We start from the raw sequence: 22,718 nt of genomic DNA on the forward strand, positions 1-22,718 counted from the left end.
TCAGCGAAAGATCACTGTCTTGTCCTGGTTGATGAATACCCGGTGTTCCAGGTGGTATTTCAGCGCCTTGGAAAGGGCGACGGTTTCGGTGTCGCGGCCGATGGCAACCAGTGAATCGGGCAGGTGTGTGTGGTCGACGCGCTGGATTTCCTGCTCGATGATCGGCCCCTCATCGAGATCGCTGGTGACATAGTGGGCGGTGGCGCCGATCAGCTTCACACCGCGGTCATAGGCCTGGTGATAGGGTTTGGCACCCTTGAACCCGGGCAGGAACGAGTGGTGGATATTGATCGCGCGCCCCGACAACTGCTGGCATAGGCCGTCGGACAGAATCTGCATGTAGCGCGCGAGCACCACCAAGTCAGTCTGGGTGTCTTCGACGATGCGCATCAGCTCGGCCTCCTGGCGGGTCTTGCTGTCCTTGGTGATGGGCAGATAGATGAAACGGATGCCTTCGCGCTCGGCCATCGCCCGCAAGTCCAGGTGGTTGGAGACCACGGCGGTGATGTGCATGTCCATTTCGCCTTTGCGGTGGCGATAGAGCAGGTCGGTGAGGCAATGGTCGAACTTGCTGACCATCAGCAGCACGCGGGTCGGCTGGCGCGAACTGAACAGTTGCCACTGCATGTCGAAGCCACCGGCCAGGTCGCCCAGGTCTTCGCGCAGGGCGCCGATATCACCGTCGACGCCGGCGTTGAAGCGGAACACCGCGCGCATGAAAAACTGCCCGGTGAACTCGTCGTCAAACTGCGCCAATTCGCTGATATAACACTGCTGCCGGGCCAGGCAGGCGCTGATCGCGGCGACGATCCCGGACGCCGCCGGGCAGGTGATCTTGAGAATGTAATGTTCGCTGGAGGCGTCCATCGAGGGCTCCTGGATAAAGTGAGGGAAGGCTCAGCCCTTGGCCGTGCGTTTGGTTTTTTCCGGGTCGTCGAAGGGCAGGGCATGGGTCACGGCTCCCGCTTCAAGGCTGCCGCGTACCTGCAGCGCAATACCGGGCACGGAGCAGGCAACGGCCATGCGGGCGATGGCCATCGAGCGTTTGCTCAGGCGCGAGTACATGCCGCAGGTGACCACGCCGACTTGCTGGTTGCCCTGCCACAGGGTGTCGCCGGCCTCGGCTGGGCGTACACCCTCGAGCAGTACTCCGGTGATCTTGAAACGCTCCTGGCCACGCAAGCGCAGGTGTTCTTCAGCGCCACGGAAGGCTTGTTTGCCGGGGGAAACCGTAAAGTCCAGGCCCAGTTCCCACAGGGTGTCACCGGCCTTCTGGTCGGCGAAGGGGTACATCTGCGAGTTGTCATAGGGGAAAAACATCAGTGAGCTTTCCACCCGCAGCCAGTCCAGCGCGGTGAAGGCACACGGGATGATTCCCAGGCTGGCGCCCTGTTCGAGGATGCTGTCCCACAGGAACGGCGCGTCGGTTGCCTTGCAGAAGATCTCGTAGCCGCGCTCCCCGGTGTAGCCGGTGCGGGAGATCATCACCGGGCGTTCGAACAGGCGTGTTTGCAGGTGATGGAAGTACGGCAACTGGCGGATACCGGGCACGTGTTCGGCGAGGAAATCCACCGCCAGCGGGCCTTGCAGGGAGAGGTCGTGCAAGTCGTCATCGAACAGCACCGCCACTTGCCGGCCCTGGGCAGAACGCACCAGCATTTCATGCCCGATGCCGGCGCCATGCACCACCATGAACGCGTTGGGCCCGGTGCGGTAGACGATGCAGTCATCGACGAACTTGCCGTCCTCGTCGAGCATCGAGGCGTACACCGATTTGCCGGGGTAGAGCTTGGCGATGTCGCGGGTGGTGGCCCACTGCAACAAGCTCTCGGCGTGTGGCCCCACGTAATGGACTTTTTTCAGCCCCGACACGTCCATCAGGCCGGCGCGGGTGCGGATCGCTTCGTGGTGGTCGGCCAGCGCGCTGTTGTAGGTCCAGGCGGTGCCCATGCCGTTCCAGTCTTCGAGTTGAGAGCCGAGGGCGCGGTGCCGTTCGGCCAATGCAGAAGTACGCCATGAGTGGGTCATGTGTGGTTCCTTGTCGTAGAAGAGAATCAGGCCTGCGAGTCGAACTGGCTCAGCCACTCGACCAGGGTGTGGCGGTAGCGGGTCATGCCCTTGTAGTCGGCGATGGGGTCAGGCAGGTCGCGCAGCACGCGGTGCAGGCGGCAGCCCCAGCCGGGTTGGGTGACCAGTTCGTTCAGGCTGATCAGGTAGGTGCGGATGCTGAACATCACCGCGTTGCTGCGCGGCAGGCGCGCCATCACTTGCAACTCGACCCGCAGGTGCACCTGTTGGCCGACGTTCTGCGCAGTGATTTGGCCGCGGTCGGCGCCCCATTCATGGAAGGTTTCCGGCGATGAATCCAGGCGGGGGTTGATCGTCAGGGTCCAGTTCAGACGCCGCACCGGCTGACCGACTTGCAAGTTGAGCAGGTACTTCAGCGCACGTTCGAACACACCCATCTGATGGGCCATGGGCACCGGTGCATGCCACTGCTTGAAGCTCATGCCGGCGTCGAACGCCAGCGACCAGTCGGCCGGGCTGGTGACCAGGCCGGCGTCCATGTAGAGGTCGCCGTCGCGCTGATCGAGCAAGGCGAAATCCCCCTGCACTTGGCGACCGATGTACTCCAGCGGTGCACAGGGCAGACTGGCGGCATCGCCGAATACGAAGTGCTGGTCGATGTCCAGCAGGTGGTTGCGCCAATGCCAGCGTTCACCGTCACGGGTCAGGCTGAACCACTTCGGGTAGTCGCTAGCCAGGTGTTCCATGATCATTTGCACTGCATCCCAGGCCGCCACTTGCATGTGCGGCATCACCAGATAGCGGCGCGGGTCTTTGTCCAGCACCAGCGCCCGTTCGGTCATTTCCGAGCGGTAGTGCTCGTCGATATCGAAGGTGTGTTCGTAGACCGAGCCGGGGTCGCGGGAGGTGGCCGGTTCGATGTTCACCGAATACAGATAACTGTCCTCGATAAACGGGAAGGGAAAACGGCGGATCGCCGCCGGGCTGTTGCGAAAGCTGAAATCGTCGCGATAACTCAGCACGGGGCTCGATTGCAGTGGCATGGCATTCACTCCTAGAGGTCCAGCGAAACGCAGGGGCCGCTGCCGCGCGAGACGCAGGGCATCAGAAAGTCGGCCTGCTCGGCAGGGCTGAGGAAACTGTCGCGGTGTTCGATGGCACCGCCGCTGTGCCGGGTCATGCACTGGCCGCAAACGCCGCCGCGGCACAGGTTGGGCACTTGCAAACCGGCGTGCTCCAGGGCTTCCAGCAGGCTTTGCTCGGCCTCGACCCGCAGGCGGCGGCCACTGCGCAATAGGTGCAGGTCAAAGGGTTGGCCGGGTTGCGCGCCTTTGAACGCTTCGGAATGCACTCGCTGGCGCGGCCAACCGAGGCGCGTGGCCTGTCGCTCGACCGCCTCCAGCAGCGATTGCGGGCCACAGGTGTAGACGTGGCTGCCCAGCGGCCGGTCGGCGAGGATCCTGCTCAGGTCGGGGCGCCTGTCGTAGGCGTGCAGGCGCGCGCCGAGGCGCTGTTGCAGTTCGTCGAGGTAGGCGTCGCTGAGTCCCGGGCGGAACAGGTAATGCAGTTCGAAATCGCTCTGCTGCTGTTCCATCGCGGCGATATAGGCCATGAACGGCGTGATGCCGATGCCAGCGGCGATCAGGATATGCAGGCGTGCGGTGCCGTGGGGGGCGAACAGATTGGCTGGCGGTGAAATCTGCAAGGTATCGCCGACCTGTACCTGATGATGCAGGTACTGCGAGCCGCCACGGGAAGTGTCCTGTAAGCGCACGGCGATGCGGTAGTGCCGGGTGTGCGCCGGGTCGCCGGTGAGCGAGTAGGCGTTGCGTACCATGCCCCCGGCCAATGGCAGGTGCACCTGCACATGGCTGCCGGGCGAGAAGCCCGGAAGGGTGCCCGTGGCTGAAGTCAGGAGCAGTTCGCGAACTACCGGCGTGAGCATTCGTGCCGCGCTGACCTGAACCGTGAGGGCCGCATTCATGGCTGGAACCCCGCGTAGGGTTGGTCGGGATTGATGCACACACCGAGGTACGCGCCCAGGCGCCGGGAAAAATGCGTGCGTACCTCCAACTCGACATGGCAGCCGATACAGTTCAACAGCGGATCCGGTCCGGCCACCTGGGTCAGGCTGCAATGCGCGCAATACACCTGGCGCAGGCCGGGCACGGTGCAGGTCATGTTGATTTCGTCGTCTTCCAGGCCGGCGGCGCGAGCCTCGCCGTGGATGCGCCAGAGGAAGGCTTCGTCGCCCAGCAGGTAGAGTCGGCAGCCCACGGTGGCGCTGGTCAGTGCCTGTTGCAGGCGCCGCGCAAAGTCGGGGTGTTCGCCGATCAACAGCAGGGGCATGTCCAGTTCACCGATGAGCGCCGCGCCGGCGGCTTCTGATTGCATCACCACAATGGGGCGGCTGAGGTTGGGCGTCATGCGGGCTCTCCACGGGGTATTTTGTTTCCTGTTGGGAGAGATACTTTCCTATGGAGAAAATCTTCTCAATCTGGAAAAAGGGCTATGCCTTTGGAGATAAGCCTTGCGATATGGCCGTCCGGGGCATGGAAGTTGCTGGTATTCATAGAGCGTGGAGCAACCGGACGGGGGTTATCGAGAGTGCGAACACGACCGAAGTGGTGGCCGCTCTGGTTAGGACCTGTGCGGCCCGAACAGGCGCGCAACGTGCGCATGCTGTTGGCCAGGTTGCCTTTGAGCCAGGCGCACGCTGACGGTGCCTTATCGAGTTTTCTGGACCGTTTCGACGCACTGCTGCCGCCTGTCAGGCTGAACCTGATCCTTGGCGGCGAAGACCTCAGTCCGATGCGACGCAGCTTGATCGAGGGGTGCCAGGACGTGGCGACTTGTCCGTGGCGTGACGCAAGCGCGGCAGACACGCCCCAAACCTGCGGCACGTGCCGGCAACGTGGCATGCATCGCCTGGTGTGCGCCTTGCCCGAGGGCCAAAAGGGCGTGCTGCTACTCGATAGCCCCAAACGGGCCGGTGCCAGTTGGCGCCAGTTACTGGAAGAGGCGGCGCAGGCGGTCGGCGTGGCCGTGCGCTTGCGCAGCCACAACTCTGAGCAGCAGCGCAAACAGGCGACGTCACGCCACGGTGACTTGGCCCGTGAGCTGCACGACTCGGTGGCACAACAACTCGGTTATCTGTCGTTCCAGGCCCATGGTCTGCAATCCCAGTTGGGTGAGCCGGAACAGGCCATTGCTGGCTTGCAGGACCTGTGCGTCGGTTTGAGCCAGTTGCAGCGTCAGGTGCGCGAGTTGATTACCAGTGCCCGTCTGACCATGGATGGACGCTCGCTACGCCAAGCACTGGCTGACTCGGTCGCCGAGTTCTCGCGGCGCTGCATCATCGTTTTCGAGCTGGACAACCGCCTGGCTGATGATGCCTTGAGCCCGGGAACCGAGTTACAGATCTTGCAGATCATTCGTGAAGCATTGGCCAACGCGGTGCGCCATTCCCATGCGCGACATGTGCGCATCGAGTTGCGGAAAAACCAGAACGGTGATGTTTCCATTTCGGTGGAGGATGACGGCATCGGACTCAGTCCGGCATCAGGGGAAGCCAATCATTTCGGCCTGGCGATTATCCGCGAGCGCGCCGCGAGCATTGGCGCCCGACTCACAATTGAAGCGATCCGCCCGCACGGGGTCCGCGTGCACCTTGGCCTTCGCCACCACCAAGACCTGCCCCAGGGGAGTTTCGATGGACTGCACGACTTTATTACTGATCGATGATCACCCGCTGTTTCGCAAAGGCCTGGCGCAGCTGTTCGGCGCCAGTGACGACTTCGAAGTGGTGGGGCAGGCGGCCAGCGGTCGCGAGGGCATCAACTTGGCCGTGAGCCTGGCGCCGCAACAAGTGCTGCTGGACTTGCACATGCCCGGCCTCAGCGGTTTGCAGGTACTGGATGAACTACGCCAATTGCGCCTGGATTGCCAGGTGGTGGTACTCACCGCCTCGATGGATCGCGCGGAGTTGCTTGCGGCGCTGCGCCTCGGTGCCAGTGGTTATGTGCTCAAGGAAACCGAACCCGATGCGTTATTGGCGTATATGCGCAATTGCCACAAGGGGGCAATTGTGCTCGATTCGACCCTGGTTGCCATTCTTGCCGACCAGGTCGAGCCATCACCACACAGCGAGACCCCGGTCAGCGACAACCTCACCGAACGTGAAGGCCAGACCCTGGCGCTGATCGCTGCCGGCATGAGCAATAAACTGATTGGCCGGGAGCTGAGGATCAGCGACGGCACGGTGAAAATCTATGTACGCAGTCTGTTGCAGAAACTTGGCCTGCATTCGCGACTGGAACTGGCGGCCTGGGTGCACAGCGGCGGCTTGATGAAACACGAGGAGCGCCACTAGATGAGGGACAACCCCGAAACCTTCCTGCCGACACCGTCCCTGCACGTGATGGACTACTTTCCCGCCGCCTTATTGCAACTGCGCGACACCGGCCAGATCGCCCACTTCAACCTGGCCTGGGCCGAGTTGATGGGCCCTCCGGGCGCGGAGCGTAACCTGATGGACTACGTGCATCAGGAAGACCGTCCGTTGTGGCGCCAAGCCTTGAATGAACTGCGCCGCCGTCCCGACACCTCGTTCAACCAGCGCTTGCGTTTTGTGCACCCCAGCGGCGAGTTGCGTTGGTTCGAGATCAACCTCAAGCGCGGCCCGCAAGGTTTCTACTTGGTGGCTGGGGATGTCACCGCGCACAAACGCCGCGAAATCGCTTGGCAGGCCAGCCAGCGCAGTTGCATGAGCCTGCTCGACAGCATGCCGGGGCTCATCTATCGCGGCCGCAACAACCGCGATTGGACCATGGAATTCGTCAGTGCCGGGTGTTTGCAACTCACCGGCTATCCCGCCGAGCGCCTGGTGGATAACCATGAGTTCACCTACAACAGCCTGATCCTGGCGCAGGACGCCGACTACGTGTGGCGCGAGGTGCAATATGCGCTTTCGCGCCAGGAGCCATTCGAACTCAACTACCAGATTCGCTGCGCTGATCAGTCGATTAAGCATGTTTGGGAAAAAGGGGTGGGAATTTACGCCGACACGCGTGAAGTGTTGGGTATCGAAGGTGCGATTTTCGAGCGCAACACCGACTGGGCTTAGGGGGTTGAATTTAGGTTTAGCCGGCAAAGCGCAACGCCGGGATTTTCCTTGGCGCATTCCGTATAGCGTTTCCAGCGTAGGGAAATTCCTACGCGCCCATCTGTAAATCTTAGGGCCAGATAAGATTCCTCTGATTTTTTATGTGATGGCCCTTGGCTACTGTTTGGGGGCCAGGGTGGCATCCTGATGCGTAATCAAGACGAACGCGCTTGGTCATTACGTTTTGGGCAATTCAGGGAGGGTGGTGAGGACAGAGGGGCGTCAGAATCGTGTTGGTACATATCGGCGTAACCGATCTTTGCGTAGGCATGTATGTCCAGAAGGTCTCCGGTTCCTGTGTGGAGCGTCCATTCTGGAACAACGGCTTCCTGATTCTGAATGAAGGCGTGCTGGAGAAAGTCCTTGCCTCGGGCATTGTCGATGCATGGATCGACCTGACCAAGGGGGCGGGCGTACAAGCCCGATTGCCTGGTGAAAACGATGAGCAGGCGGGGCAAGGTGGACAGCAACCCCCGTGCGACTCGAACCTGTCTTGTGCGCAATCCCCCGGCCCACGTTCGAGGGTGGCGATGAGCGAAGAGCTGTTGGCGGCGGCTAAACTGTGTTCCCGTTCCAAGGACGCAGTCATGGAGATGTTCGGCGACTTGCGAATGGGGCGGATCGTTCAGCTCGACCGCGTCACGGACATGGTGGGAGAAATTTCCGACTCGCTGTTACGTCACCCTGATGCACTGCTCAGTCTGGTGCGCCTCAAGACCGCCGATGAATATACCTACATGCACTCCGTGGCGGTCTGTGGCCTGATGATCGGTTTGGCTCGTCAACTGAATCTACCGCCGACCCTGGTCGAAGAAGCCGGGCTTGCGGGCTTGTTGCATGATGTAGGCAAGATGGCAATACCCACGGCTATCCTGGCTAAACCGTTGCCTTTGAATGACAACGAACATACAACAATGCGCTCCCACCCTGAGGCAGGAGTCAGGATGCTGGCGGACAGCAATCATTTCACTTCCCGAGTGCTGGACGTCTGTTTGCATCACCATGAAAAGATGGACGGCAGCGGCTATCCCCATAAATTATGTGGAACCCAGGTCAGCCTCTTCGCGCGCATGGCTGCTGTCTGTGATGTCTACGACGCTGTGACGTCCGACCGTCCTTATAGAGATCGCTGGTGCCCCGCGGAATCGATTCGAAAAATGGCCGGATGGACCGGTCATTTCGATCAGAAAGTGTTTCACGCCTTCGTCAAATGCATTGGTATCTATCCGGTGGGCGCCTTGGTGCGCCTACAGAGCGGCCGGTTGGCGGTGGTCATGGAACAGCACACCGAATGTTTGCTCACGCCTGTGGTAAAGGTTTTTTTCTCGACGTCGAGTCGCACGCCGTTGCCTCACAAATGCATTGATCTGGCCTGCGAGCAAGACAGCATTGTCAGCTTTGAGTCTGAGAAAACCTGGGGTTTCAAAAACCTTGATGCGCTCTGGACCGGCAAGGTGCAAGGCAGCGAGTCGCGATTTGGGTAACGCGATGCGCGCCTGAATTTCCTGCCAGCGCTTGTCGCTGGTTTTTTTTAGTGTTCGGGGTTTTCGCCAGCGGCGCGTAGGAATTTCCCTACGCAACAGCCGCAATCCTTAGCTGTAAATCAGGATGCTCCGATAGTTTCACTGCCATCACTTGGCCATTATCTTTTCAGGCCAACAAAACCGGGCATCCCAAGGGTGGATGTCTTGCGCCGGGTCCCGCCGGATCCGCACTGAACTGGAGAGATGAAGGTGAAAGGACAGGTAGTTTCCTCCCCCCTGATCTTGATGATGCTGCCCGCGGGTCTGACGGGAGTGCTCGGTTGCGCCGCGATTCTGATCAGCGCGGACTTCTCTCTGCGCGGCGCAGTCAGTTGCGCTTTTGTCATGTTTGGCTCGTTGTTCATGGGCATGTGGAGCCAGCGTTTAGCGAATACCCGTTCGCACGCCGAGCAAGACGATCAGCCAGGTCACCCCTCGCTGACCGTTTCACCTGATGAAGGATTGGGTGAGGTGTGCGCACAGGTACTGCCGATCTGGAGCCATCAGATCGATGCAGCGCGCATCCTCAGCGAGGAATCGATCCTCAAGCTCAGTAACCGCTTCGCGACGTTGTCGGGAGACATCAGTGCGTCTGCTTCCCTCGGCGCAGGCCAGAGTTCGGGCGCACGCTTGCTGGAAATCCTTGAAGTCGGTCAGCGGGACCTGGATTCGATCATGGTTGCCCTGCGCGATGCGCTTTTGCGCAAGGAGTCGGAGCTCAAGGAGGTCTTGCTCCTTTCCGACTTCACTTCGCAGTTGCAGGAAATGGCCAAGTTCGTCGGTGACATTGCCCAACAGACCAATTTGCTGGCACTCAACGCTGCCATTGAGGCGGCGCGGGCAGGGGATGCGGGGCGCGGCTTCGCGGTAGTGGCGGACGAAGTGCGCAAACTGTCCAGTTTATCCGGGGAGACGGGGCAGAAAATCAGTGAAACGGTGAACACAGTCAACGCTGCCATCTCTCGCACCGTCGAGCTTTCCCGGCACCAGGCGCAGCAGGATTCACACACCTTGGCTCAGTCAGAGCAACTGGTGTCCCAGGTGATCGAGCACTTCCGGCATAACGCCCAGGCCATCGTCGATACCAGCAGCAGTCTTCAGCAGCAGAGCGAAAACGTTGCCACCGAGATCTCGGGGGTACTGGTCGCCCTGCAGTTCCAGGATCGGGTGGGCCAGATGCTTTCCCTGGTCAATAACGATCTTGGCAAGCTGCATGCGCATATCGCCGAACGCCAGCAACTGGCCCTCGCCGGCGGTACGCCTGCCCCGATCATCGCTGATACCTGGCTTGAGCAGTTGGCAAGCACCTACACCATGCCTGAACAGCACGCGATCCATCACGGTAAGTCTGTGGTGAGTGGCACTTCATCCGAGATCACTTTTTTCTAGGGAGTTTCCCCATGGGCAAAACCATCCTGATTGTCGATGACTCCGCTTCCATTCGCCAAGTGGTGAGCATCACCTTGAAGGGCGCCGGATACGAAGTCATCGAAGGTGTCGACGGGCGTGATGCGCTTAACAAGCTCGACGGACGCAAGATCCACTTGATCGTCAGTGACGTGAACATGCCGAACATGGACGGCCTCAGTTTCATCAAGGCAGCTAAACAACTGGCGCCCTACAAGTTCACGCCCGTGATCATGCTGACGACCGAAACCGGAGATGCCATGAAGCAACAGGGGCAGGCCGCCGGTGCCAAGGCCTGGATGGTCAAGCCTTTCCAGCCGGCTCAGATGCTCGCTGCCGTCTCCAAACTGATCATGCCGTAGCGCCGTCCAGAGTCCCTGGAAAGGAAAATTGTCATGACAAACACCACGGATTGCCTGCGTCGGATTTTGGTTCTCGAAGGACCGCTGACCATCTATACCGCCGTCGAACGCAAGGACCTGCTTCTGGAGCTGTTTCCTCTGGCTCAGGAAGTCGAGTTGGATCTTGGGGGGGTGGACGAAATGGACACCGCCGGGCTTCAGCTGTTGGTACTGATCAAACAGGAATCACGGCGCCAGGGCTCCAGGCTGCTACTGAGTAATCCCAGTACAGCGGTACTCGATGCACTGGCTATGAGCGGGCTGCACGGCTTTTTCGACGAGTCGGCCACGCCTCGTCAGCAGAGAGGTTGAAACCATGAGCTCGCCCATGAATCTGGACGACGTGCTACAGACGTTCATCGCCGAAAGCCAGGATCTTTTGCTCCTGATGGAAGACGCGTTGTTGCAGATCGAACAGACGCCGGATGATGCCGACACCATCAACGCGTTGTTTCGCGTCGCCCACACAATCAAAGGTTCTGCCGGCCTGTTTGGCTTCACGCCGATCGTTGCCTTTACCCACGTGGCAGAGAGCGTACTGGATCGGGTCCGCGGACATGAGCTGCGGGTGGACGAGTCGTTGAGTGCCTTGTTCCTGGAAGTGCGCGACCATTTGTGCACGCTCATTGAGTTGCTTGCCCGCTACGGCAACCTGCAAGGCATGACTGCAGAGCACGAGCGACAGGGCGCGGCGTTGGTCGAGCGTCTCAACCGTTATCTGGAACACCGTCACGAACCGGTGCAGTCCCTGGCAGCGGTCGAGCCTCTGCTGTCGGCTTGCGTCGCGCGTTGGCATCTGTCCCTTCGCCTGTGTCCTGACGTCTTGCGCAACGGTATGGATCCACTGTCGTTGCTGCGCTACCTCAACAGCTTCGGCCACATCAGCGCCGTCGTGTGCATCACCGATGGCCTGCCGGATATCACGACGGTGGATCCGGAAACGTGTTACCTGGGGTTTGAGCTGGGGTTTGTCAGTGATGCCGACCAGGCCACCATTGAAGGGGCCTTCGACTTCGTTCGCGAAGGCAGCCAGATATGCGTGTTGCCATGTAACGGCGACCTGACAGCTTTTCGGGCCTTGATCGGTCGTCTCGATGCTGAGCCCGATGCCATGGTCGAGGCCTTCATCGCCTGTGGTTCCGTCACCCGTGAAGCCTGGCTGGCCGTTCCGTCTTCTGGCGAGTCGACGGCTGTTGCGGTTGCCTCCGTGGCGCCAGACCAGGCGGCGCGCGATGACGTGACCACCCGGGGGACAAAAGAGGCCCGTCCAGCCGAAGGTAATCTGATTCGGGTCGACGCTGGAAAACTGGATCAATTGATCAACCTGGTGGGCGAGCTGATCATCGCCGGCGCTGGTGCCAACCTGGGAGCCATCCAAAGCGGCATCGGCGAGTTGATTGAAGCGACGAGTTCGCTCTCGCGTCTTGTCGAGGAGGTGCGCGACTGTGCTCTGACCCTGCGAATGGTGCAGATCGGGGCCACATTCAACCGCTTCCAGCGGGTGGTGCGCGATGTCTCCAAGGAACTGGGCAAGGACATCGCCTTGCAGGTCCTTGGCGCCGAGACCGAGCTGGACAAGACGGTGGTCGAGCGTATCGGCGACCCCCTGACCCACCTGGTGCGCAACGCCATGGACCATGGCATCGAAGCTTCCCAACTGCGCCGGGAACGCGGCAAGCCGGAGCAGGGCACGGTTCGCCTCAACGCCTATCACGAGGCGAACAGCATCGTTATCGAAGTCAGTGACGACGGTGGCGGCCTGAACAAGCAACGCATCCTGGCCAAGGCGATGGAGCGCGGACTGGTTGCCGAAGGGCAATCGTTGGCCGACGGCGACATTCTCAATCTGATTTTCGAGCCAGGCTTTTCCACGGCCGATCAGGTCAGCAACCTGTCCGGGCGCGGCGTGGGGATGGATGTCGTCAAACGGAACATCGTCGCCCTGCGCGGCTCGGTCAATCTGGAAAGTGAAGAGGGCCGGGGTACCACGGTGCGTATCCGTCTGCCGCTGACCTTGGCCATCATCGATGGTTTTCTGATCGGGGTCGGCAATGCCTCTTATGTCGTGCCTCTGGAGCTGGTCGAAGAGTGCATCGAGCTGTCGACCGACGATGGCGGTAATCAGGAGTTCCTCGACCTGCGAGGTGCGGTGCTTCCGGTCCTGCGTCTGCGCGAGATGTTTGGCATCGATGAGCCTAACCATGGCCGTGAAAACATTGTGGTAGTGCACTACGCGGGGATGCGCGTGGGCCTGGTCGTCGATCAATTGCTGGGGGAGTTCCAGACGGTCATCAAGCCGCTGGGCAAGATTTTCGGTACAGCTCATGGATTGGGCGGCTTCACCATCCTGGGGAACGGAGCAGTAGCGTTGATCCTGGATATTCCCAAACTACTCGGGCAAGTCGCCAGCCAGCAGAAGCACGGTACGACCCTCAGCCCTGAATTGACTCAATAGTTCTCCCTGGAGTACAGCCTCATGACCGTCAAAAAAAATATCTCGCTGCTGGTCGCCTCAGCTCTGTTGGGCATCCTGATCCTGGTCAGTCTCAGTCTCTACCTGATAAGTGGGGTCAGGAGCACCGCCAGCTATGCGCAAGTCAATACAGTGCCCAGCCTGCAGTTGCTGGATCATGTGGCCTCGGCACTGGCCGATAGCCAAAGCCGACAATGGCAGAGCCTGTCCGGACCTGTCGGTAACGCTCAGCAGAATGACAAGGAATCGGTACTCCAGGCACTCGATCGCTATCAGAAAGAGTTCGTCTCCGACGATCGTGATGCAACGCTGCTCAGCGCCCTGCGCAGCACGGTCAACGAATACAACCGGGGCGTGGAACGTTTCGACAGTGCCCTCGGCAATGCTGCCCCCGAAGCCCGCAGTGTGCTGCTCGACCTGGACGTGACACGTGAAAAGGTCACTTCCGCCTTGAATGATATCCGCCAGTACAACCTGGACCTGGGCGGTAAAAGTGCGGCGATCGCTGCGTCGACCGAACAGACGGCGATCTACAGCATTACCCTGGTCGGCGGCGCCACCTTGCTGGCGATCGGCCTGGTCGGCTTCTTCCTGGTACGCCGGCTGCTCGGCACGTTGGGGGGGGAGCCCGACGATGTACGGTTGCTGGCCGAGCGGATCTTGGCCGGCCAACTGGATGTGCAGGGCGGCAACTATGGTCTTGAGCGTACCGGACTGATGGGAACCATGGACCGTCTGAGCGGGACCTTGAATCAACTGATCGGCGAAATGAATCACATGTCCGCCGAGCATGACAAAGGCGACATTGATGTGCAGATCGACCCAGCGCGCTTCGCTGGCAGCTATGGGCTGATGGCCCAGGGCATCAATGACATGGTCAGCGGGCATATCAGCGTCAAGAAGCAAGCCATGGCCTGTCTCAAGTCGATCAGCGAAGGCGATCTGCAGGCGCCCCTGCAAGCATTTCCCGGCAAGAAAGCCTTCATTAACGTCACCATCGAACATCTTCGCGGCACCATTACGGCATTGATCGAAGAGATGCGGCACATGTCGGACGAGCATGAAAAAGGCGACATCGATGTGCAAATCGAGGTCCAGCGATTCCAAGGCTCGTACCGTCAGATTGCCCAAGGCATCAATGACATGGTCAATGGTCACATCAGCGTTAAAAAGCAGGCCATGGCGTGCATACGCTCTTTCGGTGAAGGCGATCTGTCGGCACCCCTGGCCCCATTCCCCGGCAAAAAGGCCTTTATCAATGACAACATCGAACAACTGCGCCGCAACATCCAGGCGCTGATCGAAGACACCCGGATGCTCAGCGAGAATGCTGTGGTCGGCCAGCTCGATACCCGAGCGGACAGTACCCGCCATCAAGGGGATTTCCGCCGTATCGTGGCGGGGATCAATAGCACGCTGGACTCGATCGTTGCACCGCTCAGCGAGGCCATGGAGGTCATGGTGGCCCTGTCCGGTGGTGACCTGACCCGCAACGTCAAAGGTGATTACCAGGGCAGCCTGCAAGACCTGAAGAACGCGGTCAACGAAACGGTGAGCAAGCTCTCGCAGATCATCGGCGAGGTTCGCAGTTCCGCCGATTCGCTGTCCAGCGCCTCGGAAGAGATCTCTGCCACGGCCCAGAGCATCAGCCAGTCGGCTTCGATACAGGCCGCCTCGGTTGAAGAAACGTCGGCGTCGATGGAGCAAATGTCAGCGTCGATCTCGCAGAACACCGAGAACGCCAAAGTGACCGATGGCATGGCCGGCAAGGCGAGCAAGGAAGCGAGCGAGGGTGGGCAGGCCGTCAAGGACACCGTCTCGGCCATGAAAACCATCGCGGAGAAGATCGGGATCGTTGACTCGATTGCCTATCAGACGAATCTGCTGGCGCTCAACGCGGCCATCGAAGCGGCCCGTGCCGGCGAACATGGCAAGGGCTTCGCGGTGGTCGCCGCTGAAGTGCGCAAGCTCGCCGAGCGCAGCCAGGTTGCGGCGCAGGAAATCGGCCAGGTCGCCAAAAGCAGTGTTGCCCTGGCTGAGCGGGCAGGCAACTTGCTGGATGAAATCGTGCCCTCGATCACCAAGACTTCCGACTTGGTCCAAGAGATCTCCGCTGCGTCTGAAGAGCAGTCCATCGGCTCCGAGCAGATCAATACCGCCATGTCGCAGATGAGCCAGATCACTCAACAAAACGCCTCGGCGTCCGAAGAACTGGCCGCCACCGCCGAGGAAATGAGTAGCCAGGCCGAACAGTTGCAGGAACTGATGGGCTTTTTCACCCTGCAGGGGCGTGTTGCGGTTTCTGCGGTACCGCGGGCCGCTGCTTCCAGTCTGGGGGGCATGCACAGCAGTGAGCATGCCCAAGAAGGCGGTTTCATTCGTTTCGGGAGTTGAGACATGGACGCTGCAGCCTTGAGCCATTTCGAGTTCGCGCCGCAGAGTCCGTGCGACAGCGAACGCCTGCAATTGCTGACGTTCGTGTCCGTTGGGGAGGTCTACGCAATCGATACCTTGTGCGTGCGCGAGATCATCGAATACGGCCAGGTGACAAGCGTACCGATGATGCCCGATTTCATCCGAGGGGTGATCAACCTCCGCGGTTCGGTGGTCCCGGTGATCGATCTGCAGGCGCGCTTTGGCAAGGGCACCACGCAGCAAGGCAACAGGACCTGCATCGTTATCCTGGAACTGATCCAGGAAGGCGAGCTCCACGTGCTGGGCATTGTCGTCGACTCGGTGAGCGAGGTGATCGAAATCGAGCTGGCGGACATCAAGGCCGCTCCGGCGATCGGAAACCGGATCCGTGAGGACTTCATTCGAGGGATGTTCAAGGTACGAGGGGCGTTCCTGACTGTGCTTCAGATCGACCAGGTGCTGTGTGTCAGTGAGATCGCCAGCCAATTGCACTGAGCCGTCGTGCTCAGGCGTGCCTACGTTGTCTTGAGAGGGGGCTGCCGCCTGCGGTGGGCCCCGAGGAGTGAACCATGTCCATATCTGCGTCGCGCCCACCGGCCCAAGGGACGGCAGCCCTGCAGTACCTGACCTTCAGCGTCGGCCAGGAGATGTTTGCGGTAGGTACTCCGTGCGTCCGGGAGATTGTCGAATACGGTCCGATAACCCCGTTGCCGATGGCGCCGCCGAAGGTTCGCGGCATCACCAATCTGCGCGGGGCGGCCATTCCAGTGCTGGATCTGGGGCTGTGTTTTGGCGGTGCCCAGACCTTGGAAAACCCACGCACCTGCATCGTCATGCTGGAGATCCACGGCAGCAGCGGCGTAGGCCTGGTGGGCATTATCGTGGACGCCGTCAGCGAAGTGCTGGAGATCCCGACCGAACAGATCGAACCGGCGCCGGCGCTCCAGGGGCGCCTTAGTCCCGAATTCGTAGTGGGGGTCGGCAAGCTCAGTGATCGTTTTGTCCTGTTGCTGGACATCGAGCACCTGCTCAGTCGCAATGACTGGTCGGCACTCCTTGCTTCGAGCATCGACGAAGGTGGGTTGAAAGCATGAATGCCGTTCTCTCCGACAACGAATTCCAGCAGTTTCGGGCGATGATTCATGAAATTGCCGGAATCAGTCTATCCGTTGCCAAGAAGCAACTGGTCAGCGGCCGCTTGGCCAAGCGCTTGCAGTTTTTCAACTTGACCACCTACGGCAGCTACTACGGTTTGCTGATGAAGGACCGGGCCGAGTTGCAAATGGCGGTGGACTTGCTAACCACCAACGAAACCTACTTTTTTCGCGAACCCAAGCATTTCGATTTTCTTCGCAACGTGGTGCTCGCCGGGCTTCGTGGCAATGGCCCGGTACGCATCTGGAGTGGTGCCTGCTCCACGGGGGAGGAACCCTACACCCTGGCCATGGTGCTGGCCGACAGTCTGGGCACCCGGCCATGGGAGATCCTCGCTTCCGATATCAGCAGCCGGGTACTGGAAAAAGCCCAAGGCGGACGCTACCCACTGGATGGTATCCGCGGTATTCCCGAAGCGCTGTTGAACAAGTACTGCTTGAGGGGCGTGGGCTGCAACAATGGCATTTTCATGGTCGACCGCGCGTTGGCGTCACGAATTACCTTCACGTCGATCAACTTGAACAACGCACTGCCTTCGGTGGGGCAGTTCGACGTGATCTTCCTGCGCAACGTGATGATCTATTTCGACAACCAGACCAAGACAGAGGTAGTGAAACGTTTGAGTAAACACCTCAGGCCAGGCGGCTATTTCATCGTGAGCCATTCGGAAAGCCTGAATGGCATCAGCGATGAATTGCAGTTGGTCAAACCCTCCATCTATCGCAAACCGGGCGCTTGAGATGGCTCAGGTGGTCGAATATTTCCTGCAGCCCGGTGATGTGGCGTTCGGCGGGCGCCAAATGCGCTTGTGCACCGTGCTGGGGTCCTGTGTTGCCCTGGTGTTTTGGCATCCGCAACGCTTGTTGGGCGGCATGTGTCATTTCATGTTGCCTCGTCGAGGTAGTCGCGGCGCGGGGCACCTGAACGGTCGTTACGCGACGGATGCGTTGGTGCTGCTGTTCGAGTGCATTCATCGGGCGGGCGCTCGGCCCGAGCAATTTGAAGTGAGTATTTTTGGCGGGGCTGACATGTTTCCCGGGGTGGAACGCGGTGACGCTACCGGGATCGGTCAACAGAACGTCAATGTCGCCAGGCGCTTGATCAAGGACCATGGGTTGCAGTGCCGGGCCTATCACGTAGGTGGCCGAGGGTATCGCCACCTTGTGTTCGATGTGGGTAGCGGACGCCTCCAACTCCATCATGCCGACTCGGTCCGCAAGGTATTCGAATCGCCCAAGAGTAATGCCCTATGACGGATATCAAGGTGTTGATCGTTGATGATTCTGCCGTGGTGCGCCAGGTGCTGAGTGCAGCCCTGAACCAGGCCAGTGGAATCCAGGTTATCGACGTTGCCGTCGATCCGGTGTACGCCATGGAGAAGATGAGCAGGCAATGGCCTGATGTCATCGTGTTGGACGTCGAGATGCCACGAATGGACGGTATTACCTTCCTGAAGAAACTGATGGCGCAAAAGCCTACACCGGTGGTGATCTGTTCGACGCTGACAGAGAAGGGGGCCAAGACCACCTTGCAAGCATTGGCGGCCGGTGCGGTCAGTATCGTCACCAAGCCACAGTCCAACTTGCGGCAGTTTCTGACTGAGCACGCGGACGACCTGGTCCAGGCGGTCAGGGGCGCAGCGAAGGCCAACCTGCGGCGCGTGGTGAGCGCCCAGGCGCCTGTCGATATACCGCCCCGGCTCAGTGCCGACTCGATTCTGCCCCATGCGTCCGTGGCCATGGCCCGCACGACTGAAAGCATCGTTGCCATAGGCACTTCTACCGGGGGCACCCAGGCTCTTGAACAGGTTCTTCGAGGGTTGTCGCCGGTATGTCCAGGCATTGTCGTGGTGCAGCACATGCCGGAGAAGTTTACCGCCGCCTTCGCCGAGCGCCTCAATCATGTTTGCGAGATCGAAGTCCGCGAGGCGGTACAGGGCGATCGCATCCTTCCCGGGCGTGCGCTGATCGCACCGGGTGGAACTCACATGCTGGTCAAGCGCAGTGGTGCCCAATACCAGGTGGATATTGTGCAGGGGCCTCCCGTCAGCCGGCATCGACCCTCGGTGGATGTACTGTTCCGTTCGGTCGCACGCAGCGCAGGCAGCAATGCGTTAGGCATCATCATGACGGGCATGGGGGATGATGGCGCGCGTGGCCTCAAGGAAATGCGCGATGCCGGTGCCAGGACCCTGGGCCAGGACGAAGAGTCTTGTGTGGTGTATGGAATGCCGCGCGAGGCGCTCAAGCTGGGCGCGGTCGAGCGTGAGCTGCCCCTGGAGCAGATTGCTTGCGCCATTCTTGGCGTTCGCGGGCATCACCCCTGAACCGCGGCGTCTTCAGACCAGCCCTTCATTCAAGGCGTAGCGCACCAGGTCTGTGCTGGTGGCAAAGCACATCTTTTCCATCAGTCGAGTCTTGTGCGTGCTGACGGTCTTGTTGCTGATCACGAGTTGTTCGGCGATCTGGTTGACGCTCAGCCCTTGTGCCAGCATGCGCAGGATCTGGAACTCACGCGAGGTCAGGCTCTGCGAGGCGTTCTCGGGCGTAACACCGCTGCTTTGCAGTGCGATTTGTTCGGCCAACTGTGGGTCGAGGTAGCGTGCGCCGGTGCTCACCTTGCGGATGGCTGCCAGCAGAGCTTCCGGGTCGCGGTCCTTGGTCATGTAGCCTGAGGCGCCGGCACGCAGGGCACGTTGGGCAATGTGCGCTTCATTGTGCATGCTCAGGATGAGCATCGGTAGCTTGGGGTAATGGGCGTGGATGCGGCCGATCAGATCCTCGCCACTTGAACCAGGCATGGTCATGTCGAGCAGGAGCACATCGATATCGGTATGGCGTAACAACTCCAAGACCTGGGCTCCGTTCTCCGCTTCTGCCACCACGGAAATATCCTTTACCAGCGCGAACAATTGCTTGAGGCCTTCGCGCATGATTGTGTGATCGTCGGCCACCATTAAACGGATCATCAGTCGTGACTCCTTGAAGCAGGTACGCGCAGTTGGACAGTAGTACCGTTGCCTGGGCTGCTGGATATGGTGGTGGTTCCCCCCAAGGTCAGGCCTCGTTCACGCATCCCCAGCAAACCGAGGGTCCTGGACGATTGTTCGCGCTGCTCGAAGCCTTTGCCGTTGTCGATGATTTCCAACGACCAGCCGTTCTCGCCTTGCTCAAACGCGATATCGACCCGAGTGGCTTCGGCGTGTCGAGCGATGTTGGTCAGCGACTCTTGGGCGATCCGGAATGCAGCGGTTGCGCTGGCATCGTCCAAATGGATTTTCTGCGGGCGAATCTGCAGGTTGCAGTCGATGCCTCGTTGTTGCTTGAAGGTATCGGCCAGCCATTCCAGTGACGCGGCGATACCCATGTTGAGGATCGAGGGGCGCAGGCTGGTGGAAATATTCCTGACCACCTGCACCGTTTGGTCGATCAATTGCAGCAGGCGTGCCACTTGTTCGCTGAGCTGAGGCAATTGCTCGCCGTACTGGAAGCGCAGCAGCGAAGTACCCATGCGTATTGCAGTCAGGTGTTGTCCGAGCTCATCGTGGATCTCCTGCGCAATGAGCTTGCGCTCCTCTTCCCGTGCACTTTCCCGGCTGGACATCAACTGACGCAGTTGCTTATTGAGCGAGGCCAGGCGCAGTTCGGCCAGGCGCAACTGCGATATATCGCGAACGACGGCCAGTACGGTGGCGATTTTTCCTTGGATGTCCTGCTCGGGAACGAGGCTGATGTGATAGACGCGTTGCAGTCGATGCTGCTCGGTGAGCACAAATTCATGCTCCAGGGGCTGGCCCTTTTCCACGGCTTCGATGACGGCTGCACGGAATAATTGGCTTTGCAGGTTTTTTGGCAGAATTTCGAGCAGATCCTTGTGCAGCAAGGCGATTTGCGGACGATCCAACCAGGTTTCCAGGGCTGGATTGACGAACAGCAGTTCTCCTGTTCGACTCAGTCGTGCAATACCATCCGGAGAGTTTTCAACCAGCGTGCCGATTTCCTGCTGTCGGGCCAGTTCGTTGCGCTGGGCCTCTAGGATGTTGGTAATGTTGCGAGCGATGCACACCAGGCGATGCAAGCGCCCATTTGAATCGGCTACGGGCACCAGGTTGAAATGGACAACGAGTGAGCGCTGACCGCAAGGCAGATGTGCATCCAGCTCGATGGGGGTTCCCACGGCAATACAGTGCAGACAGATCGCTTCGACGATATTTGCGGTTTCTTTTGCCAGGCACTGGCCCAACGATTGGCCGATCATGTCCGAATGACTTCTGGCGAGCATTTCGCACAGCTTTGGATTGGCCTCCAGGCAACTGAGTTGCTGGTCGGCATCTACGGCGAGCAGGCAAAGCATGTCCTGCGAATGGTCGAAGACTTCGCGGTAGCGGCGCTCGCTTTGCGCCAGGTGGCTGTGGGCCGAGCTGCGCTCCCATGCGATGGCACCGATATGACTGGCCATTTGTGCATGTTTGCGGTCCTGCTCGCTCAGTTGAGCGTCGCCACCGACGAACAACACAATTGCGCCCATCGTGACACCGGTCTTATTGATCACCGGCTCAACCCAACAACCTCGATAACCTGCCTGCAACGCGGGCTGGCTGAAAGCGAGGTCTGGGGCATCGCTTTTCAAATCGGCTATGAAATGACGGTGTTCGAACAGCTCGGGATGTCGATCAAGGTCTTCGGCCAGGCAGGTTGCAATCGAGGAAGTGTCCGTAGGCGGAGCACAAGGCGTGTCGTCGCCAGGCGCAGCCTTGAAGGCCATAGCGTTGTGAAACTCGGGCGTCAGAATATCCAGGTAGGCGCCAAGCAGTGGCAGCACTTCAAGGAGTCTGTCATGAGTGAGCATCTTTTGAAAAATGGCAGAGCGCGCATTCTCGGCGCGCTCCTGCCGTCGCAATGCACTGATATCCTGGGCTGTAACTAGCACCCCACACCGCTCGCCTGTTTCATCATGCTCCGGGGTCAGGTTGCACAGGAAATCCATGGAACGACGAGAGTGCGAGTCCTTGTTTTCCAGCAGAAATGTATTTGCTACGCCGGTCGATAACGTGAGCTCTACTTGTGTTCGAAAATACTCGTCGAGTTGATTGGGCGTCGAGGAACGTTCGGTGATGTGAGTGTTGGGAAAGCCTCGGACGCGTTCAAGCTCGGGATTGGCATAGATCTGTTGTCCAAGCCGGTTGTAGCGAAGAATGATGTTTGGTGAGCTTTTGGCCAGTGAAAGGTATTTCTGTTCGTTATTGAACAATGCCTGGCGCAAGGCGAGATGCTCACTGATGTCTTCCAGCTGCGACACGAAGTAAAGTGCTTGTGCATCAGCGTTACGGGCAATACCCAGGGTCAGGCGTGCCCACAGCGTGCTGCCGTCTTTACGGATGTAGCGTTTTTCCAGGGTCAGACTCGTACGTTGGCCCTGGATGAGCCTGTGCAATTCATCCTTACTGATATCGACGTCGTTCGGATGCGTCAAACGCTGGAAAGATGTGGCGCGAAGTTCTTCTTCGGTGTAACCGAGCATCTGACACAGCGTTCGATTGGCCGCGATCCATTCACCGCTCATTCGCAATAAGGCCAAGCCCGTGCCGGCGGAGTCGAACGCCAGGCGATAGTCCTGTTCGGCAAGGCGGACGTGTTCGGCGCGGCGGACTTTCACCAGGTAGGTGGATTGTTGTGCTTTGTAGTCGAGCGTCACCCTCAGCGTGTCTCCGCTGGCCGACGTACCTTGGAAATACCAGTTCCCCTTGAGTCGCGCATGGGTCAGGTGCTGTTCAAAAGTCAGCGGCTTGATAGAAAACAACGCAGGTGAGGGCACAAGGGCGGCGACGCTCTCGCTTAGACCCAGCAGTCCGCTGGCGCAGTCATCCATGATGAGCAGCGCCCCCTGGGCATCCAGCAACAGGACGCCCACATCGTCCGCTTCCTGCGTGGAGGGTGTTGCTATCGCCATGGCTGAATCCATTCGCCCCATCCTCTGGTCATCCGTTTTTGAGCATAGCTTAAGTCTTGAGACCAAAATCGAGTGTTCGACTATGGTCATAAGGCCGCACACGGGCTTTTGATCGATGCTGGGTGTACCTTCAGGATGGTTGAGGCAACGGACCAAAGGAAGGGGGCCTGTTGGACAGAAACCAGGGATGCGACCACAATAAT

The 22,718-nt window shown here is 59.7% G+C and carries 20 protein-coding genes and 1 pseudogene; 14 read left to right on the forward strand and 7 right to left on the reverse strand.

Annotated elements, in window-relative coordinates; all coding sequences use genetic code 11:
• The 5 genes from purU to ACMTA2_RS14240 are packed head-to-tail and all read right to left on the reverse strand — an operon-like array spanning position 1 to position 4,455.
• The gene (gene purU / locus ACMTA2_RS14220) at positions 1-867 is read right to left on the reverse strand and encodes a formyltetrahydrofolate deformylase (protein ID WP_413795322.1); all 867 of its coding nucleotides are present in this window, start codon (positions 865-867) and stop codon (positions 1-3) included.
• Between the two features lie 30 nt (positions 868-897).
• Positions 898-2,028: an aminomethyl transferase family protein gene (locus ACMTA2_RS14225; protein WP_413795323.1), complete on the reverse strand. Its 1,131-nt coding sequence runs from the start codon at positions 2,026-2,028 to the stop codon at positions 898-900.
• 26 nt (positions 2,029-2,054) lie between these two features.
• A complete protein-coding gene (locus ACMTA2_RS14230) occupies positions 2,055-3,071 on the reverse strand; it encodes a heme-dependent oxidative N-demethylase family protein (protein ID WP_413795324.1) in 1,017 nt (338 codons plus the stop codon).
• Between the two features lie 11 nt (positions 3,072-3,082).
• Entirely contained in the window at positions 3,083-4,012 is a 930-nt protein-coding gene (locus tag ACMTA2_RS14235; protein WP_413795325.1) for a PDR/VanB family oxidoreductase, read from the reverse strand.
• Complete coding sequence (locus ACMTA2_RS14240; RefSeq protein ID WP_413795326.1) at positions 4,009-4,455, reverse strand: dimethylamine monooxygenase subunit DmmA family protein; 447 nt, start codon at positions 4,453-4,455, stop codon at positions 4,009-4,011. Before ACMTA2_RS14240 ends, ACMTA2_RS14235 begins: the two co-directional genes overlap by 4 nt.
• A 252-nt stretch (positions 4,456-4,707) precedes the next feature.
• Here ACMTA2_RS14240 and ACMTA2_RS14245 point away from each other — a divergent pair, with 252 nt between their 5' ends.
• The 14 genes and pseudogenes from ACMTA2_RS14245 to ACMTA2_RS14310 all read left to right on the forward strand — a co-directional run bounded on the left by ACMTA2_RS14245 (position 4,708) and on the right by ACMTA2_RS14310 (position 18,892).
• The gene (locus ACMTA2_RS14245; protein ID WP_413795653.1) at positions 4,708-5,772 is read left to right on the forward strand and encodes an ATP-binding protein; all 1,065 of its coding nucleotides are present in this window, start codon (positions 4,708-4,710) and stop codon (positions 5,770-5,772) included.
• A complete protein-coding gene (locus ACMTA2_RS14250; RefSeq protein ID WP_413795327.1) occupies positions 5,741-6,400 on the forward strand; it encodes a response regulator in 660 nt (219 codons plus the stop codon). The genes ACMTA2_RS14245 and ACMTA2_RS14250 overlap by 32 nt, the downstream gene beginning before the upstream one ends.
• The gene (locus tag ACMTA2_RS14255) at positions 6,401-7,153 is read left to right on the forward strand and encodes a PAS domain-containing protein (protein WP_413795328.1); all 753 of its coding nucleotides are present in this window, start codon (positions 6,401-6,403) and stop codon (positions 7,151-7,153) included. It begins immediately after the preceding gene.
• Positions 7,154-7,422: 269 nt separating this feature from the next.
• Complete coding sequence (locus ACMTA2_RS14260; protein WP_413795329.1) at positions 7,423-8,676, forward strand: cyclic di-GMP phosphodiesterase; 1,254 nt, start codon at positions 7,423-7,425, stop codon at positions 8,674-8,676.
• Positions 8,677-9,501: 825 nt separating this feature from the next.
• Positions 9,502-10,104: pseudogene (locus tag ACMTA2_RS14265) on the forward strand (methyl-accepting chemotaxis protein); the annotation flags it as partial.
• Positions 10,105-10,115: 11 nt separating this feature from the next.
• Positions 10,116-10,484: a response regulator gene (locus ACMTA2_RS14270; protein WP_413795330.1), complete on the forward strand. Its 369-nt coding sequence runs from the start codon at positions 10,116-10,118 to the stop codon at positions 10,482-10,484.
• A gap of 33 nt (positions 10,485-10,517) precedes the next feature.
• Positions 10,518-10,835 (forward strand): STAS domain-containing protein, encoded by a 318-nt coding sequence (locus ACMTA2_RS14275; RefSeq protein ID WP_413795331.1) that lies wholly within the window; start codon positions 10,518-10,520, stop codon positions 10,833-10,835.
• A gap of 16 nt (positions 10,836-10,851) precedes the next feature.
• Positions 10,852-12,978, forward strand: a complete 2,127-nt coding sequence (locus ACMTA2_RS14280) for a chemotaxis protein CheA (protein ID WP_413795332.1) — start codon at positions 10,852-10,854, stop codon at positions 12,976-12,978.
• 21 nt (positions 12,979-12,999) lie between these two features.
• Positions 13,000-15,390, forward strand: coding sequence for a methyl-accepting chemotaxis protein (locus ACMTA2_RS31550; protein WP_438943742.1), 2,391 nt, complete (start codon positions 13,000-13,002; stop codon positions 15,388-15,390).
• Positions 15,391-15,393: 3 nt separating this feature from the next.
• The gene (locus tag ACMTA2_RS14290; protein ID WP_413795333.1) at positions 15,394-15,906 is read left to right on the forward strand and encodes a chemotaxis protein CheW; all 513 of its coding nucleotides are present in this window, start codon (positions 15,394-15,396) and stop codon (positions 15,904-15,906) included.
• Positions 15,907-15,980: 74 nt separating this feature from the next.
• Positions 15,981-16,505, forward strand: coding sequence for a chemotaxis protein CheW (locus ACMTA2_RS14295; protein ID WP_413795334.1), 525 nt, complete (start codon positions 15,981-15,983; stop codon positions 16,503-16,505).
• Positions 16,502-17,305: a CheR family methyltransferase gene (locus ACMTA2_RS14300; RefSeq protein WP_413795335.1), complete on the forward strand. Its 804-nt coding sequence runs from the start codon at positions 16,502-16,504 to the stop codon at positions 17,303-17,305. Before ACMTA2_RS14295 ends, ACMTA2_RS14300 begins: the two co-directional genes overlap by 4 nt.
• Position 17,306: 1 nt before the next feature.
• Positions 17,307-17,819 (forward strand): chemotaxis protein CheD, encoded by a 513-nt coding sequence (locus tag ACMTA2_RS14305; protein ID WP_413795336.1) that lies wholly within the window; start codon positions 17,307-17,309, stop codon positions 17,817-17,819.
• Positions 17,816-18,892 carry a protein-glutamate methylesterase/protein-glutamine glutaminase gene (locus ACMTA2_RS14310; protein WP_413795337.1) on the forward strand — a complete coding sequence of 359 codons (1,077 nt, stop codon included), beginning with the start codon at positions 17,816-17,818 and terminating at the stop codon, positions 18,890-18,892. Before ACMTA2_RS14305 ends, ACMTA2_RS14310 begins: the two co-directional genes overlap by 4 nt.
• 12 nt (positions 18,893-18,904) lie before the next feature.
• Here the strand turns inward: ACMTA2_RS14310 and ACMTA2_RS14315 are convergent, their stop codons facing one another.
• A complete protein-coding gene (locus ACMTA2_RS14315) occupies positions 18,905-19,534 on the reverse strand; it encodes a response regulator (RefSeq protein WP_092168985.1) in 630 nt (209 codons plus the stop codon).
• Complete coding sequence (locus ACMTA2_RS14320) at positions 19,534-22,605, reverse strand: sensor histidine kinase (RefSeq protein WP_413795338.1); 3,072 nt, start codon at positions 22,603-22,605, stop codon at positions 19,534-19,536. The genes ACMTA2_RS14315 and ACMTA2_RS14320 overlap by 1 nt, the downstream gene beginning before the upstream one ends.
• Positions 22,606-22,718: the final 113 nt, after the last annotated feature.

It is taken from the genome of Pseudomonas medicaginis (assembly GCF_965119365.1).
Classification (GTDB): Bacteria; Pseudomonadota; Gammaproteobacteria; order Pseudomonadales; family Pseudomonadaceae; genus Aquipseudomonas.

Bases quoted from the DNA above. Each gene is read 5' to 3' on its own strand.
- purU (WP_413795322.1), bottom strand. From the start codon at position 867: ATGGACGCCTCCAGCGAACATTACATTCTCAAGATCACCTGCCCGGCG.
- ACMTA2_RS14225 (WP_413795323.1), bottom strand. From the start codon at position 2,028: ATGACCCACTCATGGCGTACTTCTGCATTGGCCGAACGGCACCGCGCC.
- ACMTA2_RS14230 (WP_413795324.1), bottom strand. From the start codon at position 3,071: ATGCCACTGCAATCGAGCCCCGTGCTGAGTTATCGCGACGATTTCAGC.
- ACMTA2_RS14235 (WP_413795325.1), bottom strand. From the start codon at position 4,012: ATGAATGCGGCCCTCACGGTTCAGGTCAGCGCGGCACGAATGCTCACG.
- ACMTA2_RS14240 (WP_413795326.1), bottom strand. From the start codon at position 4,455: ATGACGCCCAACCTCAGCCGCCCCATTGTGGTGATGCAATCAGAAGCC.
- ACMTA2_RS14245 (WP_413795653.1), top strand. From the start codon at position 4,708: ATGCTGTTGGCCAGGTTGCCTTTGAGCCAGGCGCACGCTGACGGTGCC.
- ACMTA2_RS14250 (WP_413795327.1), top strand. From the start codon at position 5,741: ATGGACTGCACGACTTTATTACTGATCGATGATCACCCGCTGTTTCGC.
- ACMTA2_RS14255 (WP_413795328.1), top strand. From the start codon at position 6,401: ATGAGGGACAACCCCGAAACCTTCCTGCCGACACCGTCCCTGCACGTG.
- ACMTA2_RS14270 (WP_413795330.1), top strand. From the start codon at position 10,116: ATGGGCAAAACCATCCTGATTGTCGATGACTCCGCTTCCATTCGCCAA.
- ACMTA2_RS14275 (WP_413795331.1), top strand. From the start codon at position 10,518: ATGACAAACACCACGGATTGCCTGCGTCGGATTTTGGTTCTCGAAGGA.
- ACMTA2_RS14280 (WP_413795332.1), top strand. From the start codon at position 10,852: ATGAATCTGGACGACGTGCTACAGACGTTCATCGCCGAAAGCCAGGAT.
- ACMTA2_RS31550 (WP_438943742.1), top strand. From the start codon at position 13,000: ATGACCGTCAAAAAAAATATCTCGCTGCTGGTCGCCTCAGCTCTGTTG.
- ACMTA2_RS14290 (WP_413795333.1), top strand. From the start codon at position 15,394: ATGGACGCTGCAGCCTTGAGCCATTTCGAGTTCGCGCCGCAGAGTCCG.
- ACMTA2_RS14295 (WP_413795334.1), top strand. From the start codon at position 15,981: ATGTCCATATCTGCGTCGCGCCCACCGGCCCAAGGGACGGCAGCCCTG.
- ACMTA2_RS14300 (WP_413795335.1), top strand. From the start codon at position 16,502: ATGAATGCCGTTCTCTCCGACAACGAATTCCAGCAGTTTCGGGCGATG.
- ACMTA2_RS14305 (WP_413795336.1), top strand. From the start codon at position 17,307: ATGGCTCAGGTGGTCGAATATTTCCTGCAGCCCGGTGATGTGGCGTTC.
- ACMTA2_RS14310 (WP_413795337.1), top strand. From the start codon at position 17,816: ATGACGGATATCAAGGTGTTGATCGTTGATGATTCTGCCGTGGTGCGC.
- ACMTA2_RS14315 (WP_092168985.1), bottom strand. From the start codon at position 19,534: ATGATCCGTTTAATGGTGGCCGACGATCACACAATCATGCGCGAAGGC.
- ACMTA2_RS14320 (WP_413795338.1), bottom strand. From the start codon at position 22,605: ATGACCATAGTCGAACACTCGATTTTGGTCTCAAGACTTAAGCTATGC.